15 protein-coding genes are annotated in these 19,148 nt (G+C 33.6%); 7 read left to right on the top strand and 8 right to left on the bottom strand.

Annotated elements, in window-relative coordinates; all coding sequences use genetic code 11:
- Window positions 1–265: 265 nt before the first annotated feature.
- From ACN4EE_RS09775 to hemJ, 4 genes are all read left to right on the top strand, one after another.
- On the top strand, window positions 266–1,381 hold the full coding sequence (locus ACN4EE_RS09775) for a type IV pilus twitching motility protein PilT (RefSeq protein ID WP_431706255.1): 1,116 nt from the start codon (window positions 266–268) through the stop codon (window positions 1,379–1,381).
- A 77-nt stretch (window positions 1,382–1,458) separates the two neighbouring features.
- Window positions 1,459–2,673, top strand: coding sequence for a type II secretion system F family protein (locus tag ACN4EE_RS09770; protein WP_431706254.1), 1,215 nt, complete (start codon window positions 1,459–1,461; stop codon window positions 2,671–2,673).
- Between the two features lie 183 nt (window positions 2,674–2,856).
- On the top strand, window positions 2,857–3,432 hold the full coding sequence (locus tag ACN4EE_RS09765; protein WP_431706253.1) for a hypothetical protein: 576 nt from the start codon (window positions 2,857–2,859) through the stop codon (window positions 3,430–3,432).
- Window positions 3,433–3,693: 261 nt separating this feature from the next.
- Window positions 3,694–4,266, top strand: a complete 573-nt coding sequence (hemJ, locus tag ACN4EE_RS09760; RefSeq protein WP_431706252.1) for a protoporphyrinogen oxidase HemJ — start codon at window positions 3,694–3,696, stop codon at window positions 4,264–4,266.
- 384 nt (window positions 4,267–4,650) lie between these two features.
- Here hemJ and ACN4EE_RS09755 read toward each other — a convergent pair whose 3' ends face one another.
- The 3 genes from ACN4EE_RS09755 to ACN4EE_RS09745 form a co-directional block, all read right to left on the bottom strand.
- The gene (locus tag ACN4EE_RS09755; protein WP_431706251.1) at window positions 4,651–6,093 is read right to left on the bottom strand and encodes a BCD family MFS transporter; all 1,443 of its coding nucleotides are present in this window, start codon (window positions 6,091–6,093) and stop codon (window positions 4,651–4,653) included.
- Window positions 6,094–6,227: 134 nt separating this feature from the next.
- Window positions 6,228–6,860, bottom strand: coding sequence for a methyltransferase family protein (locus ACN4EE_RS09750; protein WP_431706250.1), 633 nt, complete (start codon window positions 6,858–6,860; stop codon window positions 6,228–6,230).
- Between the two features lie 45 nt (window positions 6,861–6,905).
- On the bottom strand, window positions 6,906–7,268 hold the full coding sequence (locus tag ACN4EE_RS09745) for a hypothetical protein (RefSeq protein WP_431706249.1): 363 nt from the start codon (window positions 7,266–7,268) through the stop codon (window positions 6,906–6,908).
- Between the two features lie 152 nt (window positions 7,269–7,420).
- On the opposite strand from ACN4EE_RS09745, the gene ACN4EE_RS09740 reads away from it, so the two are divergent.
- Both ACN4EE_RS09740 and ACN4EE_RS09735 read left to right on the top strand, forming a co-directional pair.
- The gene (locus tag ACN4EE_RS09740; RefSeq protein ID WP_431706248.1) at window positions 7,421–9,094 is read left to right on the top strand and encodes an ABC1 kinase family protein; all 1,674 of its coding nucleotides are present in this window, start codon (window positions 7,421–7,423) and stop codon (window positions 9,092–9,094) included.
- Between the two features lie 96 nt (window positions 9,095–9,190).
- Window positions 9,191–11,662 carry a SpoIIE family protein phosphatase gene (locus ACN4EE_RS09735; protein ID WP_431706247.1) on the top strand — a complete coding sequence of 824 codons (2,472 nt, stop codon included), beginning with the start codon at window positions 9,191–9,193 and terminating at the stop codon, window positions 11,660–11,662.
- 103 nt (window positions 11,663–11,765) lie between these two features.
- On the opposite strand, the gene argZ is transcribed toward ACN4EE_RS09735, so the two are convergent.
- The 5 genes from argZ to ACN4EE_RS09710 form a co-directional block, all read right to left on the bottom strand.
- Complete coding sequence (argZ, locus tag ACN4EE_RS09730) at window positions 11,766–13,880, bottom strand: bifunctional arginine dihydrolase/ornithine cyclodeaminase (RefSeq protein WP_431706246.1); 2,115 nt, start codon at window positions 13,878–13,880, stop codon at window positions 11,766–11,768.
- 331 nt (window positions 13,881–14,211) lie between these two features.
- Entirely contained in the window at window positions 14,212–14,832 is a 621-nt protein-coding gene (locus tag ACN4EE_RS09725) for a precorrin-8X methylmutase (protein WP_431706245.1), read from the bottom strand.
- A 160-nt stretch (window positions 14,833–14,992) separates the two neighbouring features.
- Window positions 14,993–16,855: a phosphodiester glycosidase family protein gene (locus tag ACN4EE_RS09720; protein ID WP_431706244.1), complete on the bottom strand. Its 1,863-nt coding sequence runs from the start codon at window positions 16,853–16,855 to the stop codon at window positions 14,993–14,995.
- A gap of 125 nt (window positions 16,856–16,980) precedes the next feature.
- Window positions 16,981–17,262, bottom strand: a complete 282-nt coding sequence (locus tag ACN4EE_RS09715) for a Fis family transcriptional regulator (RefSeq protein ID WP_431706243.1) — start codon at window positions 17,260–17,262, stop codon at window positions 16,981–16,983.
- 6 nt (window positions 17,263–17,268) lie between these two features.
- Entirely contained in the window at window positions 17,269–17,616 is a 348-nt protein-coding gene (locus ACN4EE_RS09710) for a type II toxin-antitoxin system RelE/ParE family toxin (RefSeq protein ID WP_431706242.1), read from the bottom strand.
- 240 nt (window positions 17,617–17,856) lie between these two features.
- Between ACN4EE_RS09710 and ACN4EE_RS09705 the strand changes: the two genes are divergently transcribed.
- Window positions 17,857–19,125, top strand: a complete 1,269-nt coding sequence (locus tag ACN4EE_RS09705) for a cytosine deaminase (protein WP_431706241.1) — start codon at window positions 17,857–17,859, stop codon at window positions 19,123–19,125.
- Window positions 19,126–19,148 lie beyond the last annotated feature (23 nt).

The following is a 19,148-nucleotide window of genomic DNA, read 5'->3' as shown; positions in this document are numbered from 1 at the left end:
AAGAGTCAGAGGGGGAAGAGGGGGAAGAGAAAGAAGAAAATTATTCCAAAACCTTAATTAAATTTTATAAAGAATTTCCTTAAATTGATTCTTATTACTTCTTATCACTATTCCCTTTTCTCTGTCATTATCAAAAGACTTTTTTAGCATTACGAGAATTGGGAATAATATTAATAATTTTTATTAATTGGTAATTTTCATTCCTTATTTCCCATTATTAATGGTTTATATTGAAATAAAGATTTAGATTGCGGAGTATGAAATCATGGAATTAATGATCGAAGATTTGATGGAGCAGTTGGTTGAATTAGGTGGTTCGGATATGCACATTCAAGCAGGAGCACCTATCTACTTTCGTATCAGTGGTAAACTTACCCCCATTGGTGAAGAACCTTTGAACCCTCAAGAGTGTCAAAAGTTAATCTTCAGTATGCTGAATAACACTCAACGTAAAACCCTTGAACAAGAATGGGAATTAGATTGCTCTTATGGTGTTAAAGGTTTAGCTCGATTTCGGGTGAATGTTTATAAAGAAAGAGGCTGTTATGCCGCTTGTTTACGCGCTTTGTCTTCTAAAATTCCTAACTTTGATCAACTTGGTTTACCTGATATTGTCAAAGAAATGACCGATCGACCTAGAGGTCTTATACTTGTAACAGGTCAAACAGGATCAGGCAAAACCACCACCCTAGCGGCGATGTTGGACTTAATTAATCGTACCCGTGCCGAACACATTTTAACGGTAGAAGACCCCATCGAGTATGTATTTCCTAATATTAACAGCTTATTTCATCAACGCCAAAAAGGGGAAGATACCAAGAGTTTCGGTAACGCCTTAAAAGCTGCACTACGGGAAGATCCAGATATTATTCTAGTGGGTGAGATGCGAGATTTAGAAACCATCTCCCTTGCCATTAGTGCCGCAGAAACAGGACACCTTGTATTTGGTACATTACACACAAGCTCCGCCGCTGGGACGATCGATCGGATTATTGATGTATTCCCCGCCGCCGAACAAGCCCAAATTCGAGCTATGTTATCAAACTCCTTATTAGCGGTATTTGCCCAAACCCTAGCCAAGAAGAAAAACCCCAAACCGGGGGAATTTGGACGAGCTATGGCACAGGAAATTATGATTGTCACCCCTGCGATCGCCAACCTAATCCGGGAAGCAAAAGCACCACAAATTTATTCAGCCATTCAAACGGGGGGTAAATTAGGAATGCAAACCATGGAACAAGCCTTAGCAGGGTATGTTAAAACGGGAGTAATTAGCATGGAAGAAGGATTAGCAAAAAGCAGTAAACCAGACGAATTAAAACGCTTAGTTGCAGGTAGTGGCATGGATGCTGTAGCAACAACAGCTACAAAGAGAAGATAAATGAAGAATGAAGAATGAAGAATGAAGAATGAAGAATGAAGAATTAATTAAAACCTATTACCTATTACCTATTAACTATGGCTACTTTTATTGTTCAAGTTAAAGATAAAGCAGGTAACATCCTCAATGAAAGAGTAGTTGCCGATTCCCAAGACGAAGCAAGAAGAATCCTGAAAAAAAGATTTGCCTCTATAGGTAAAATCAAAAAAGCAGGGATGGAATTTGACTTGGCGAGTATTGAAGCCGCCATGAGTAAGGTGACGGTGAAAGATAAAGCGATTTTTTCCCGTCAATTCGCCGTGTTAGTCAATGCGGGGGTAGCAATTATTCGTACCCTAACTGTCTTAGCTGAACAATCAGGCAACCCTAAATTCAAAAAAGCGTTACAAACCATTAGCGGTGATGTACAACAGGGTACAAACCTTTCCGAAGCTATGGCAAAACATCCCGACTGTTTTGATCAACTTTATGTTTCTATGGTGGAAGCAGGAGAAACGGGGGGGGTTTTAGACGAAGTAATGAATCGTCTTGCTAAACTCTTGGAAGATGTGGCAAGGTTACAAAACCAAATTAAGTCTGCTATGGCTTATCCTGTGACGGTGGGCATTTTTGCGGTTATCGCCTTTTTAGGGATGACGATTTTCTTAATTCCCGTCTTTGCAGGAATTTTTGATCAATTAGGCGCAGAGTTACCTGCCTTAACTCAGTTTATGGTGACATTAAGTGGATTTTTAAGAAGCCCTAAAGCCGTTATTCCTGTTTTTGTTATCTGGGGCTTGGTATTTGCTTTTAAACAATATTATAAAACTCCAGCAGGAAGATTACAGATTGATACTTTTGCCCTCAAAGCTCCTATTTTTGGTGACTTGAATGAAAAAAGTGCTGTTGCTCGTTTTTGTCGTGTATTTGGTACTTTAACTCGATCGGGCGTACCCATTCTGCAATGTTTAGACATTGTACAGGAAACTATCCCTAATAAAGTCATTTCTAATGCCATTGGAGCGGCAAAAGATGCCATTTTGGAAGGAGGTATGTTGAGTGTGGCGATCGCAGAGAAAAAAGTCTTTCCTGCTATGGCGATTCAAATGATGATGATTGGGGAAGAAACAGGGGAATTAGATTCCATGATGATGAAAGTTGCTGACTTCTATGAGGATGAAGTTGAACAAGCCGTCAAAGCCTTAACCAGTGTTATTGAGCCTTTGATGATGGTGGGTATTGCAGGGATGGTAGGGACAATTCTACTATCTATGTATTTACCTATGTTCTCGATCTTCGATCAACTTGGCTAGTGAATGCAGAATTAACAATTAAGAATTAAGAATTAAGAATTAATAAGTGATTAAAAATTATTTTTTGGGAAAGAGGATTTTTTAATTAGTTAGTAGGGGCATAATATATTATGTCCGTATAGGCTTAAGCCCTCTTCCTACTAATTATTGGATATGCCTATTATAAGTTGAAAATTTAACATCATGAGTATTAAACAATCAGATTATGAAACGGTGTTAGCTGATTATAGCGATCGATCGCGCATTGTTTCTTTATTGGGGCAACATCGTCAATATTTAGAGATGATTCCAAGTATGAGACGACCAACGGATAGTGTCATCTCTATTCCGTTACCTTTAGCAAAAGTGCGAAATTTGCGTACAGTATCAGGGGATAATTTGAGTCAAGTATGTTTAGATGAAATAACTCCAATTCCTTGTGATTTTGCTATCTTAATGTGCGATCCTGAATGGAAGATAAAAATGGGAGTAGAAATATTAGTGTTTATTCATCGCCCTGATGAGGATTTTTCTGATTTATTGAGACGTTGGCGACAATCACAAATTTATCTGAATAAAGATTATGAGTGGATTATGCCCACCACAGAAGAACATATGTTCAGTGACGTAGCCGAAGAAATTCGCCCTTTGTTTATCATTTTTCCTCAAACTCCTGAGAGAATTAGAAAAGGTTTATCGGGGGCTTCTTTACCCTATATTGAATATACTCCTGAGAGTCCTATTAATGAAAATAATTTACAATCTTTGGTTAATAATTAGACTTCTGATCAAAAACTAACTCAAGTGTTATTGTACAGTAACAGATTAAATATCATCAAACTTCTTTTATCTGAAGCACTTGGTTTAACTTCATTGAACTTTACTTTAGGTTTTGTTTTTTGTCAAAGGGGGAGGTTCGTTTATTCGAGAGCCTTTGAAGACGTAGCTCGATCGAACTGAGGTAAAATAAGAAAAATTATTTATAGATAATGTTGGGTTTCATTCTTCAACCCAACCTACATTTGATTATTACTTAAAAATATGGCTTATTATTGGTTTAAAACATTTCACCTCATCGGTATTGTGGTTTGGTTTGCAGGATTATTTTATCTAGTGCGCTTATTTGTCTATCATGCAGAAGCCAATGAAAAACCCGAACCTGCTCAAAGCATCCTTAAGCAACAGTATCAGTTGATGGAAAAACGTCTGTATAATATTATCACTACCCCCGGCATGGTGGTAACGGTTGCTATGGCGATCGGACTGATTCGCACAGAGCCTGAAATCTTAAAATCTTCTTGGTTACACATCAAATTTTTATTTGTAGGTTTATTGTTGATTTATCATTTCTGGTGTGGTAGAATCATCAAACAATTAGAAAAAGGCGAAAACACATGGAGTGGACAAAAATTTCGAGCTTTAAACGAAGCGCCAACTCTCCTTTTAGTAGTTATTGTCATGTTAGCGGTATTTAAAAATAGTTTTCCCCTTGATATTGCCACTTGGTTAATTGTGGGGTTAGTGATTATCATGGCTGGAAGTATTCAATTTTATGCCAAAATTCGCCGTCAAAATGAGGCGAAGTTAAACTCTCAACCTTTAACAAATGAGTAAATAGTACTATTAGCATTCCTATCTGATTTGTAACAATGATTTAGGATTGCTGATATGAGTGTTAATTAGGGGTTGCTGAAAAAGTCTTTTGATGAAGATAGGGAAAAGGGAAAAGGGAATAAGTAATAAAAATAAAGGTTTTGGGACTTTGCATGAATATATAAATACGAAAATGTTTCAAGTAAAATTCCGTAAAAAATGCTCATTTTTTGAGTAAAAATTGCTAAAACTGCACACTTTTTTAGTAATGTAGTTTGTCTAAACCCTTGATTTTAATAGACTTCTGATTTATTCAGCAAACCCTAATTAGACATTTGGGAGAAAAACAGGCATCTTGCCTGTTCTACGGTGGTATAATTGTGATTGTAGTTTAAAAGTATTGTATTAATCTAAATCGGCTTCCATTACCATAGCGGTTGCTTCTCTAGTGGTGTTTTGAAATTCCTGCACATTAACTTTATTTAACAGCACGATCGAACCTAAAGCCACCAAACCTTCACAAACAAACACAAAACTATAGGCTAACCAAGGATTATCAAAGAAAAATCTACCAACGTCCAAAATCCAACCTCCCAAAGCAATAGCAATCCCCCTCGACATGGCTTGGGCTAAACCCCATGCCCCTACAAATGTACCCGCAGTTTCGGCGGCGGTTAAGTCTAACATCAAACTAATGGAAGCAATAGTCGTAATTCCTGCGGCGACTCCAAATAATACCATTGCCCCTTGTAAAATTTGAGGGGTAGCGGTTAAACCAGCTAGAATGATTAAGGAAAAAGATAACGCAACTAGAATACAACCCATTTTAGCTGTTTTAGTTTTACCCAAACGAGGCACAACATAAAATCCTGTGATACCATAGCCAATTAAAATGCCAATACCCCAAAATGAGTTTAACATGGTTGTTTCCCCGATCGACATATTAAACACTTCACCGCCGTAAGGCTCAAGAATTGCCTCCTGCATGAATAAACTCATCGTCACCATGACAAGGAAACTAAAGAAAATCCCTGTTTGACGGGAGGAAGTAAGAATTTTTAAGGCACGTTTCAAACTAATACCGTCTTCTCTATCCACAAAAGATGATCTTAAACGATAACGGGAGTATTTTTTCTCCACTCCCCATGTAGCAATAACCGTTAAAATCACCACAATAATTGGCACTAATAGAAAAATAGAGTTAATTGGTGCGATGAGGTTATCTAAAGAAATTACATTGTCTTCTCCTACCGCTAAATTTTTGAGCAGAATATTTCCCGTAATTCCCCCGATAACTATGCCAACCATCAGCATAGACCAAATTATACCAACTATTTTAGATCGATCGTCTTCATCAGAAATATCCACCAGTAAAGCCGTAAAAGGAGTCGAACTTCCTCCCGTGGCAATACCTTGTACAATGAACACTAAAGCTAAAATTAAGCTCACAAATACTGTAAAAATATTCCATTGCCAACCGTTATTTTCAACAATATTGCCCCCTAATAGCCACACTAATTGTACAGCCAAAAAGATACAAATTCCCGAAATAGCGATGCCTAAACGAATATAACCCGTACGATGTAAACCGAATAACTTTTTACTGTCGGATAATTGCCCTAACCATACTCTTGTCGGTGCGACTAATTGTCCTAATGCTAATACACCTGCTGCGATCGTAGCAGGAATGCCTAACTCAGAAATCATCACACGGTTTAACACCGCTAAAGTCAACACCGAGATTAAACCGATACCGAGATTAAATAAGCCTAAACGTAATACCGTTAAAATATCAACTTTAGGGATTGTTTGAGGATTTTTTTGAGAGATATAATTATCTGTAGTCATAAATCAATATTAATAAACTATACTATTTCAGAACTTACGCAATGATAATTGTATTGTGTCATTGCGAGGTAACGAAGCAATCTTAATCATTTTGATTTTTTTGTTTTAATCCCTAATTCCTCTACTTCTCAAAACTATTTTTCAACTTGATTAACAAATAATTTCGGAAAAATTAAACCCGAAGATTCTTTATACTTTTCAAACTCAGCATAACGAGAAAGAGATTGATCTTTTTTCAGCATATTAGGAATAAATAAAATAGTAATAAAACCTAGTAAAATTATATAAGGCAACCAATGATTTACTAATAATGCAAAACTAAAATAAATTAAAATTTCTCCTAAATAATTAGTATTTCGACACCTAGCAAAAAATCCTTTGGTGATTAAGCCCTGATGATATTTAAGAGTATAATATTTTTGAGCATCACTACTATAATGAAGAAAAATTCCTATAATATTGATACTAACTGCCGTAGCAATTAAAATCTCAGAAGGTTGTTTATCAGAACTTATTAAAATAAATGGTGCTATCCAATATAAACCAAGAATAAAAAAGAGAGTAATTCCTAAAGGTAAAGAAATTTCTGTTTCCCATTGTTTATCGGGATAAATTTTATCTTTTAATAACCATAAAATTCCATAAGTTCCATGAAGTTCTAAATAAATCAACGCCCCAATATTAAAATTATTATAAATTATCATTAAAGATAAAATAAAAATAAAAGTTAGTGCTTTATGAAGATTAATACAGTGTTTTATTTTCATGTTGTTACTTTGATGTTTTTATAACTTAAATCATTTTTGATTCTGCTAACTTATTAGGTTAGGAAATAACAATTTAGTGATACCAGCAACTACGGTTAAAACAATTCCTACCAAAATACTTGCAAAAATACTTCTATTGATAAACTCTACATTTTCTAGTCTTTTGTTTAATCCGTTTTGGTTTTCATCTAATTTTGCTACAGAGGTTTTAATATCATTCACATCCTCCGATAGTTTATCTATTTTATTTTCTAATCGGTTTACTTCTGTTTGAACTTGATTACTTATATCATCTATTTTATTTTCTAATCGATGTACTTCTGTTTGAACTTGATTACTGAGATTATCTATTTTATTTTCTAGTCGGTTTAATACATCAACCAGATTAATTTCTATGGTTTGAGTCATGATTTTTATGATTTTAAGATTTTGACAACTAAGAATATCTTAATCAGTTTTGAGAAAGATTTACAGAAATTACACGCTCAAAAATACATCTATCAGACTATAATTAGCTCTAACTATATCTAATCTTTTTATTTAAAATTTAATAACAAAACGTGAATTACTCGTTATCGGATGCTCAAAAACGCAATACTGAACCTCTAAGACATTATAACCCCCGATCGATCGCTGACTATTATCGTTTTCGTCCTTGGTTGGGAATATTTCGCAGTTTAAAAATTATTCTTTATTTCGGAATTTTTATTATTCAATTAACCCTAGATAAATTGTTCAATCAAGAAGAACAAAATAAACAAAAAAGAGCCGAAGATTTAAGAAAAATTTTAACAAAATTAGGACCTACTTTTATTAAAGTTGGACAAGCTCTTTCTACCCGTCCTGATTTAATTCGTAAAGATTTTTTAGAAGAATTAATTAAATTACAGGATCAATTACCACCTTTTGATAATGATACTGCTTTAGCCATAATCGAACGGGAATTAGATTTAGAAATAACTGAGGCTTATAAAGAATTTTCAACTTCTCCCATCGCCGCCGCTAGTTTAGGACAAGTCTATAAAGCTGTTTTACACACAGGGGAGGAAGTTGCAGTAAAAGTTCAACGCCCTAATTTATTACCAGTTATCTCTTTAGATTTGTATTTAATGCGGTTAGCTTCCCGTTGGGTTGCTCCATTTTTACCCTTAAATTTAGGTCATGATTTAGGCTTAATTGTGGATGAATTTGGTACTAAATTATTTGAAGAAATTGACTATATTAATGAGGGAAGAAACGCTGAAAAATTTGCTTCTAATTTTCTAGGAGATGATGAGGTAAAAGTTCCTTGTATTTATTGGCGTTATAGTACCCATAATGTCTTAACTTTAGAGTGGATTAATGGCATTAAATTAAATGATTTAGACGGTATTAAAAAGGCAGGTTTAAACCCTGATGAAATTATCCGCATCGGTGTTACATCTGGATTGCGTCAATTATTGGAACATGGTTTCTTTCATGCTGATCCTCACCCCGGTAATTTATTCGCTATGACTGATGGTAGAATGGCTTACATTGACTTCGGTATGATGGATCAGTTAACGGAAGATACTAAGGAAACGATCGCATCCTCCGTAGTACAATTAATAAATCGTGATTATGAGGCTTTAGCTAAAGATTTTGTTAATTTAGGCTTTTTAACTCCTGAAACGGATATAAACCCCATTATACCTGCCTTAGAGAAAGTTTTAGGGGATGCTGTAGGACAAAGCGTAGGAGACTTCAATTTCAAAACAATTACTGACGAATTTTCCGAATTGATGTTTGACTATCCTTTTAGAGTACCTGCAAAATTTGCTTTAATCATTCGCTCTTTGGTGACACAGGAGGGGTTAGCATTAAGTTTGAATCCTGATTTTCGCATTGTGGAAGTCTCTTTCCCTTATATTTCTCGTCGTTTGCTGATGGAAGAATCTCCTGCTATGCGTAAACGTCTCATTGAAGTCTTATTTAAAGATGGTAAGTTTCAATGGGAAAGGCTAGAAAATATGATTGCGATCGCACGTTCCGATCGACAATTCGACTTACTGCCCACTGCTAGTTTAGGCTTACAATTTTTAGTATCAGATGAGGGAGACTATTTGCGCCGTCAACTAATTACGGCTTTGATTGAGGACGATCGAATCCATACAGAGGAGGTACAAAGATTATGGACATTAATTCAACCCGAATTTGAGCCGAAAAAATTGTTTAACGTTGCCTTACAAGCTATTCGACAATTTGCAGTAAACTAATTAACAATTAACAATTAACAATTAAATTATTTTAACTCCTCAATATCCTAAATAAAATTTAACTTCAAATTAATGATGTGATAGATACTAATAAAAATGAGCAAAAAAATTTATCCTCGTACAAATTTACGCAATTTATTAGTATTCCCTTTTGTTTGTCAAATTTTGGCAATTTTAATCCTTATTAGTTATTTATCCTATCGTAGTGCTAAAAAAGCATTATCGGAAATAACCATTGATTTAAGAAATGAAATTGCCTTCAAAATTGATAATTATTTAGATGATTATTTAACGGAAGGTAATCAATTAAATCAAGTTAATAGAAATGCTCTTATTATTAACCCTTCTTTGTTTGAAAATTTGGATTTATTAGGACGTTATTTTGTCGCTCAATATCAATGGACAAATAATATTGATAAAATCGCTTTTGCTGATGCAAAACAAGGGAATTATATCGAAGTTTTGAAAACATCTTCAGGAAATTTTGAGTTAACTATTTTAGATAGAAATAAGTCTAATGATTTATTGACTTATCAACTTAATTCTCAAGGAAAAATTGTTAAACTTTTAGACAAAAAAAATAATTCTAATTTTGATCCCCGTCAACTTTTATGGTATCAAAACACCGTTAAACATAATCAACAATCATGGCATGAAATTAATAACAATTCCGTTAATCAAGAATTAGTTGCTTTTATTAATAAATCTGTTTTTGATGATGATAATAATTTTTTAGGAGTCTTAACTAATCAACAAAGTTTAGTCGATATTAGTCAATTTTTAAAAGAGATAAAAATAGGTAAAACTGGTATCGCTTTTATTCTCGATCGAAATGGTTTATTAATAGCAAATTCTTTATATAATAACTCTGAATATCAAGATTTATTAACTTCTGCTATCAATCATCAAAATAAATATATTTCAAAAATAACTAAGTTTTTAGAATCTAATAATGTACTTACTCAAACTAATCAAAAACCTCTTTATTTTGAGTTAAATATTGATAATAATAAACTGCTAACTAAAGTCATCAATATTAATAATGATTATGGAATTAATTGGTTTGTGGTGTTAGTAATTCCTGAATCAGATTTTATGATTTTTATTATGGAAAACACCAGATTAACCATTACATTATCCTTAATTGCCTTACTATTTGCTGTTTCTAGTGGCTTAATTACGTCTAAATTTTTGATACAACCTATTATTAAATTAAAACTCGCTTCTCAAAAAATTTCTGAAGGAGAATTTAATCAAAAAGTACCCTTACAAGGTATCGAAGAATTAGACAGTTTGGCAATGTCATTTAATAATATGAGTCAAATGTTAGAGGCATTTTTTGATCATTTGAATAAATCTCTACAAGATGTTTCTAATCTTAAATATGCGATTGATCAATCTGCTATTGTTACTTTAACAGACCCCAATGGTAAAATTATTCATAGTAACGAAAAATTAACAGAAATTTCTGGTTATTCTCAAGAAGAATTAATTGGGAAAAAAACCAGTAAATTTAAGTCGGGTTATCATGATAAACAATTTTATAAATCTATGTGGTTAACGATTTCTAAATGTCAGGTATGGCGAGGAGAAATAAAAAATAAAGGTAAAGATAATCATTATTATTGGGTGGACACTACGATCGTACCTTTAACTGATGATAAAGGACATATTTTACAATATTTATCTATTCAAACAGAAATTACTGAACGGAAAATTTTAGAAAAAAACTTAGAAAAAATAGTTGATATTAGGACTCAAGAATTAGCGAAAGCCAATGAAGAAATTAGTTTATTAAATCAGCGTTTATGTTCGGAAAATATTTTAATGAGTGATAAATTAAAAATTATCCATGAAATGCAACAATTAATTTTACCAAAAAATGAAGAATTACAACAAATTAAGTCTTTAGATATAGTGGGTTATATGCAACCAATGGACGAAGTAGGGGGGGATTATTATGATGTTTTAGAGTATGATAATGTTGTGACTATTGGCATTGGAGATGTAACGGGGCATGGTTTAGAAAGTGGAATGTTAATGTTGATGACTCAAGCATCTATTTGTACGTTAAAACAAAGAGGAGAAACTAATCCTACACAAATTTTAAACACATTAAATAAAGCAATTTATCATAATGTTCAAAGGATGAAATCTGAAAAAAATCTGTCTTTAGTTATTCTTAATTATTCTGATAATCAACTACAAATTAGTGGGCAACACGAAGAAATTATTTTGGTGAGAAAAGGGGGTAAAATAGAATTAATTGATACGATCGATCTAGGTTTACCCATAGGTTTAGATTATGATATAACAGATTTTATTGATCATAAATTAATTACCCTTAATCAAGGAGATGGAATTGTTCTTTATACCGATGGCATTACTGAAGCGAGAAACGTTGATAAAATGCAATATGGGATCGATCGACTATGTAATGTAGTAAGCCAAAATTGGCATTTAGACATAGAAAGTGTTAGAGATATTATTATTAACGATGTCAAAAAATTTATCGGATTAAATAAAATTAATGACGATATTACTTTGCTGATATTAAGACAAAAATAAACGATCGATCTGTTTTTTTATCTTAAATACCTATTACCTATTACTTATTACCTATTACCTATTACCTATTACCGAACTTCAGCAAAAGCCTATGAGACAACTCCTAACTAGCGGTTAATTGATAACGGTTAGTAAGTTTATCTAACTGCTGTAATAACAAGCTGAGGAATAAGCCGACATCGGTGACAATACCAACAGACTCCACTGAGCCTCGATCGCTCAATTTGGTTACAACCGCAGGATTGATGTCCACACATACCATTTTCACCCCTGCTGGAGTCATATTTCCTACCCCGATCGAGTGCAACATAGTAGAAAGCATGATGATCATGTCTGTACCTTTGAGCAAACGAGAATATTCTTCCTGTGCTTTAATTAAATCCATGTAGGTGTCAGGTAAAGGGCCATCATCACGAATTGAACCTGCAAGACAGAAAGGCACGTTATTTTTGACGCACTCATACATGATACCCTTAGTCACGATTCCTTGTTCTACGGCTTGGGTAATACTTCCTGCACGGCGAACTGCATTAATTACTTTGAGGTGATGACGATGCCCTCCACTAACGGGGATACCTTTGCGCATATCCACCCCTAAAGAAGTACCCATAATGGATTGTTCCATATCATGAACTGCGATGGCATTACCGCCGAGTAAACATTGAACGTAACCTTCACGAATTAAACGGGAAAGATGCTCAGAACCGCCGGTATGAATAACTACAGGACCTGCTACTACAGCGACTTTGCCTCCTTGATCACGAATGTGGCGCATTTCCCATGCAATTTGTTCAACTAATAATTCGACTCGTCTTTCACTAGAAACACCACCGCTCATGAAACTAAATTCTTGGGGTTTATTTCTTTCTTCCCTCGATTGGGTCGATCGAACCGTACGAATACCATCCACACCAACTACAACTTTTTCCCCTACTTCTAAGTCACGCAAAAGTTTGCAAGTAGCAGTAGTACCTTCTTCCGTTTCAGAAATTACGATCGCACCGTCCATGCGTTGATTAGTAACTCTTTCCCAATAACCGTTAACTCTTACTTCTGTGGGATAAATAGTCGTTACATAAAAATCATCAGGAGAAACACCTGCTTTAATCACGGTTTCGAGGTTAGCATCAGATTCTCTTTCAGGGAGAGACATTGCGCCCAAATCGATAAGTAAGCTAACAATATCCTCCATCACATCTCCAGATGGAGCGGAAATGCGGACTTCGGCGGTGGAGGGGCTTTGTCTTTCTACTCCTAAGTCGAAGTTAAGAACTTTAAAACTACCGCCCTCTTTCACTACCACATCTAAAGCACGATTCATTAAGCCACTATCGAGTAAATGTCCTTCCATTTTGATAATTCGACTGGTAACACTGACGTTAGCGTGAACATCGTCTAAAATAGGTTCTGTTACTCGTAAGGTGAGACATTTAGCTGCACCTCCAGCCTTCAAAAATTCTGTTAAGGGTGTTTGAATCACTCGGAAGCCTTTTTCGGTGATGCGTTGCTCTAAATCATGACTAATTTTGTTCATGATTACCACATCGTTAATATTAACGGCATTACAAGCAAAGTTAACAGCGTCGGGTTCTTCCACTACAATACGTCTTTCTTCGGGAACACGCATCTCAATTAAACGATTAGAGTAGCTATCGAAGGCTTCGGGATAGTAGAGTAAGTAACCGTTAGCTAAAGGACAAAAACAGGTATCTAAATGATAAAAACGATTATCGATGAGGCGTAATGATAAAACTTCCGTGTCTAACCATTTGGCAATATAAGGGTGTGAGTCTAATTCCGATCGAAATCCGTAACCTGCCCATAACCAACGCCCTTCTCGATCGAATAAAGCATCTCCAGCGCCTTCAAAGGGTAAATCTTTTGGCAATTCATAGACAGTGAAACCATTTTCTTCAAACCACTGTTTAAAAAAAGGTTCTTCTCCTTGTCTTTCGGGGTGATAGAAGCGACTTAACACCACATTTTGCCCTAAAACTAAACCAGCATTAGCAGTGAAAACCATATCAGGGACACCTTTTTGAGGGGTAACTAAATCCACAATAGCGTGTTCTTTGATAATATGATACAATTTTTGCCATTGCTCTACCGCACGTTCTCTACTAGATTTATGTATATTACCTTCCATCCAAGGGTTGATCACATAATCCACATCATAGTGATCAGGGGCGCACATTAAAATGCGAATATCTTGATTCATAAGAATTTAAAATTTACTATAAAGCTATCAAATTTAATTGGTTAATGGTATTTGTAATCCATTTATTTTTTACCAACATTCCATTATAACTTTATATGGTTAATACTTTTAGCTTTAATATCTTGAAACCATAACTTATGACTTATGCCATAATATTTGATAACTTTGTAATCTTTAAAAAATAAGATTTTTTTGAGTTTAATAAACTCTTTTATAAATTAAAAATTAAATCAATTTGAATATGGAAATTATTAAATAACTATAGTTTATTGTCATTTTACATTTTAGTAAACTTAAATATTTCTTAATTATGAAACATTGAATCTTCTCATTAGTCTTTTATAGTTAACTTTTTCCCAATCCATGCTACGTCCACTAAACCATTAAAAATAGCGATGGCAACATCAATACCACCTTTTGAACTATCAATACGAATATGAGGAATAGAAGATTCTTTAAGTCGATTATTAATCATTTCCTTGCGAAAAAATCCTGATGGAGTAGCAATAATTAAACTAGGTTGAATAGGATATAATTCTATTAAATCTAATAGATAAATTAACATGGGAGAATTTTGACCAATAATAAAAATAGCGGATGAATAACGCAAGGCAAGATTTTCTAAAAGTAATGATTTTTTTTGTCGTAATGAAACAGGAAGGGAGATATTTTCTAAACTATAAATAGGATTAAGAAAACTGTGTTGTAAAGCATTAAAAATTCCCGTTTGAATAGTGGCTTTATCTACTATAATTGGAACTCGATCGTTTAAGGCTTTGACGGCAAATTTAAAAACATCGGCAGAAAAATTAACTAAGGAAGAATAATTTAAGTCTCCTGTTATACTAATAACTCTACGCACTATCTCATATTCAGCACTAGAAAAACGACTCTTATCTATTTCTTGATCAATAATTGCCAAATTTTGTGCGGTTAATAAATTCCATTCCATTGATTTATTAAATATTTTTATTTTACCTTAGTTCGATCGAAACTCATATTAAATAGGGAGTGCTGAAAAAGTATTTTGGTGCGGTTGGGTTTAATATCTTAAACCCCTACATTATCCATTCTTAATTCTTAATTCTTAATTCTTAATTCTTAATTCTCCATTAACTTTTTTGACGATAAAACACCCCAATACCATTATGTACTCTGGCGGCAGTGGCGGAAGATCGATCGACAATTTCACCACCAAGATACATTTGTGTTGAACTTCCACCGTCTAAATTTAATGCCGATACAGCGCCCATTCTTTGTAAAATTTGGGCAAATTCCGCTAAACTAGGTCCATTTCCGCCTACTCTGTTATGTACAGCGACTAATAACATTCTACCTTGATTATCGATCGCAATGGCACTACGGGAGGCTCTTTGGGTGTTAAAAGCTGTACTGAATTTTTCCGCTTCACCGTTTAAGACAATTTGATTATTTAAAAGTAAAAGAGGACCTGCCCCTATAATATAAGGATAATTAGCGAAATTTGCTGGAATAGTGCCAGTATTGAGGGTAATTTGGTCATTTATATTGATTTTATCCGCAAAAGTCTTAGCGCTTCTAAACACTAATAGATAGTTTCTTGGTTGCAGGGTAATGGAGTCTTCTCCTGCTTTCCTCGCCGTAATTTTATCCCTGACAATGTTATTTTCTACCACCACAATAATTTCATTATCACTCAAGGTAGTGTAACTATTACCCCAAGTATTAGTATAACGAGCAACTCCTGCTTGAATATAGCCACTATTAATATAGCTATTGACTAATCTTTCCCCTTTATCGGTAGTAATGATTTCTTCTATCATGGTTCGATCGAATTGTACATCTCCCATGTCATTCCATGCCATCACTCCACGATTTAAAATAGGGCTAGATAACCAATTTTCACGATTTTTAATCGCACCTAAAGGTAACTGATTATTACGGTTAAAAAATCCTGCATTAATTGCCGCCATCGCTTCTGAATTTTGACCAATATTTTTCAGAGGTGCTGTACCAATTACCGTATTATTATTTGGTAAAATAGGCTTTAAATCCACATTAAAACTCTTTAAATTAAACATTAAAGAAGATACAAAAAAAGAATCTTGGTTATTGTTTAAATTGATATATCTTTTACTAAAAAATAAGTCATTATTCCAACTAATATCACGAGGAGTAAAAGCAAAAGGGGTTATATCCACTAATAAAAGACTGGGATTAGCCGAAGTAACTTTGACATTATTTCCAGCAGGTAAAGTAATATTGACTAGGGTTTTATTGTCTGGATTAGTAACAGTAAATAAATTCTGTTTAGGTTGGATTTCTTGCTTTCTAATCTCATCTCCTTCCTCCTCATCTAAACCAGAAGTATCCAAAGGTTTTAACGGTTTTATTTCTTCTAATAAACTCGAATTAGCTTGAGCATCAATACTAATAATAGCTTGATCTCTTCCTTGACTTACCTGAAAAAAACTAGGTTTATCTAACTCAATAATAATTTTTTTGCCTTGATTTTCTGTTACTTCATATACCTTATTTACTTGAGCAGAAGGCATATTTAACTCTAAAATATTGTTATTATTATTAATTGAAATAGGAGTAGTTTTCGTCAAATTAGTTATATCTAAATAGCGAAAAGGATTAACAAATCTAGCAGGTAAAACATCGTGATAATTAAACCATTTAACAGGTTGTCTTTCCGTATTAGTAGTACTCATTAATTCGATACCTAAAATAGCTTCAGCACTCATGTCACTAACTCCCGTATGAATACCGTCATTTTCCTGCCATTGTATCCATGAAAAATTGACAAGTTTTTGATTAATTAGCACATTTTTTCCTTGAGCAATAATGTTTAAGGGTGTAGATTGAGCAAATACTGGATTGAAAAATTTACCCGTAGTAATTAATTGAGGAATATTTCCGATAAAATTAACGAGAAAAACTGTACAAAAAGTCAGTAATAAATATTTTGATTTAAGAATTTTTTTTGGCATAACATTTATTAAACTATAGTGGTTTTATTTAAGGACGATCGAACTGATCAATTAGTTTCCGATTATTTATTAATAATAATCCATCTTAAAACTTATACCTTTATTAATTTATAATAAACATTTTTTTAGATTAATTCGATTCTCAATTTTTTTCCTAATATGGAGGTTACTTTAGTTATAGTTTGTAAATTAATAGAAGCATTTTGAGGATCTAATAAACACTCTAAAGATGAACGGCTAGTATTGATTTTTTTTGCCATTTCTGTTTTTGTCCAACCTAATTTATTCATTTCTTGTTCAATTTGATAGGCAATTATTTTTTTTATTGCCCTCGCTTCTACTTCAACTAATAAACCTTCTTCTTCTAAGAAATCGTCAAAATTACTACCTAGATACTGATTATTCATAATTATTTATTCTTGTAAATTTTTAAGTCTTATTTGAGCTATTTCTAATTCTTTATTAGGTGTCTTTTGTGACTTTTTAATAAAACCATGTAATAGAATCATTGACTGATTTTGAATACTAAAGAAAACCCTAGCGATTTTATTTTTTAAGTTAATTCTAACCTCCCATAAATCAGTAGATATTTTTCTCACTAATGGCATTCCAATAGGATAAGAAAATTGTACAGTTTTGATCGCCTCTCCTATGAGCTTTTTTTCTTCTTGAGATAGATTTTTTAACCATTCTCTTACCGGTTCTTTATTATTTTCTGATCGATAAAAAATAACTGTTAAAATTAAATTTTGATCATCCATGAACAGATTGTACCATGTTAAATACTAAATTTGCTTCTTAATTAGATTATTTCTGATAATAATGATACCATTACCATATAAATATGTACAATAATTATTTCGATCGAATTTAAAATAAATAATAATAAAATCAAAACAACATATTTGCAATATTAAGATTATTGTAATAAAAAATTAACTGAAATACTTTTAATAAAATTAAAATATAATTGATATGAAAAATAGATTACATCAAAAAAAATGATCGATTCTCAAGGCTACTGGCTTAAAAATACTCATATTCCCACTTGTTTAATTGTCGAGGAAGGTTTTATTCCTAACACAAGAGAAAATTTGTCTCTGTGTGATATACAAATTCAGGAGGGCAAAATCACTCAAATTATTCCCTCCTCCCTTGATACCATTGGTATTGATTTACAAAAAAATATCCTCTTACCCTGTTTTGTGGATATTCATACTCACCTTGATAAAGGGCATATTTTCGATCGAACTCCCAACCTACAAGGAGATTTCGACACTGCTTTAGAAATGGTGAAACAGGATTCTATTTATTGGGATGAGGAAGATTTATATAAAAGGATGAATTTTGGTTTACAATGCAGTTATGCCCATGGTACGATCGCGCTTAGAACTCATTTAGACTGTCATGAAGCCCAAGCCGACATTAGTTTAAGAGTATGGCAACAGTTGAGAGAGGAATGGCGAGATAAGATAACTTTGCAAGGGGTGTCTTTAGTCAGCTTAGATTACTTTCTCACGGAGGAAGGGGTAAAACTGGCGGATAAAATCGCAGAAATAGGAGGAGTTTTAGGCGGTGTGGCTTATATGAATCCAGATATTGACAGGCAATTAGAGAATATTTTTGAGTTAGCCAAAGAAAGAAATCTCGATTTAGACTTTCACGCTGACGAAAACGGCGATATGTATTCGGTTTGTCTGCAAAAAATCGCTAAAACCGCCTTAAAACTCAATTTTACTAATAGCATTCTCTGCGGACATTGCTGTAGTCTATCTGTGCAACCTCAAGGAGTAGTACAGAAAACCATTAACCTAGTAAGGGAGGCAAATATTAACATTGTCAGTTTGCCCATGTGTAACTTATATTTGCAGGATAGACAGGAAAATATAACCCCGACTTGGCGAGGGGTGACGAGGGTAAAAGAATTAAAGGAAGCGGGGGTAAAAATTGCCTTTGCCAGTGATAATTGTCGTGATCCTTTTTTCGCTTTCGGTGATCATGATATGTTAGAGGTGTTTAATCAGTCTGTGAGGATTGCGCATTTAGATACTCCCTATGATGATTGGATTGCTTCCGTTTCCAAAACCCCTGCGGATTTAATGGGATTACCTCAATTCGGCAGAATAGGTGTTAATTATCCTGCGGATTTTATCATTTTTAAAGCTCGTTTTTTCAGTGAATTATTATCTCGTCCTCAATTCGATCGAACTATTATTAGAAATGGTAGAATTGTCGATCGAACTTTACCTAATTATCAAGATTTTACTTAGAATAGTCACAATGTAATAATAAT

Source organism: Geminocystis sp. CENA526 (genome assembly GCF_050753365.1).
GTDB lineage: Bacteria > Cyanobacteriota > Cyanobacteriia > Cyanobacteriales > Cyanobacteriaceae > Geminocystis.
This window is presented reverse-complemented; position numbering and strand designations above follow the sequence as displayed.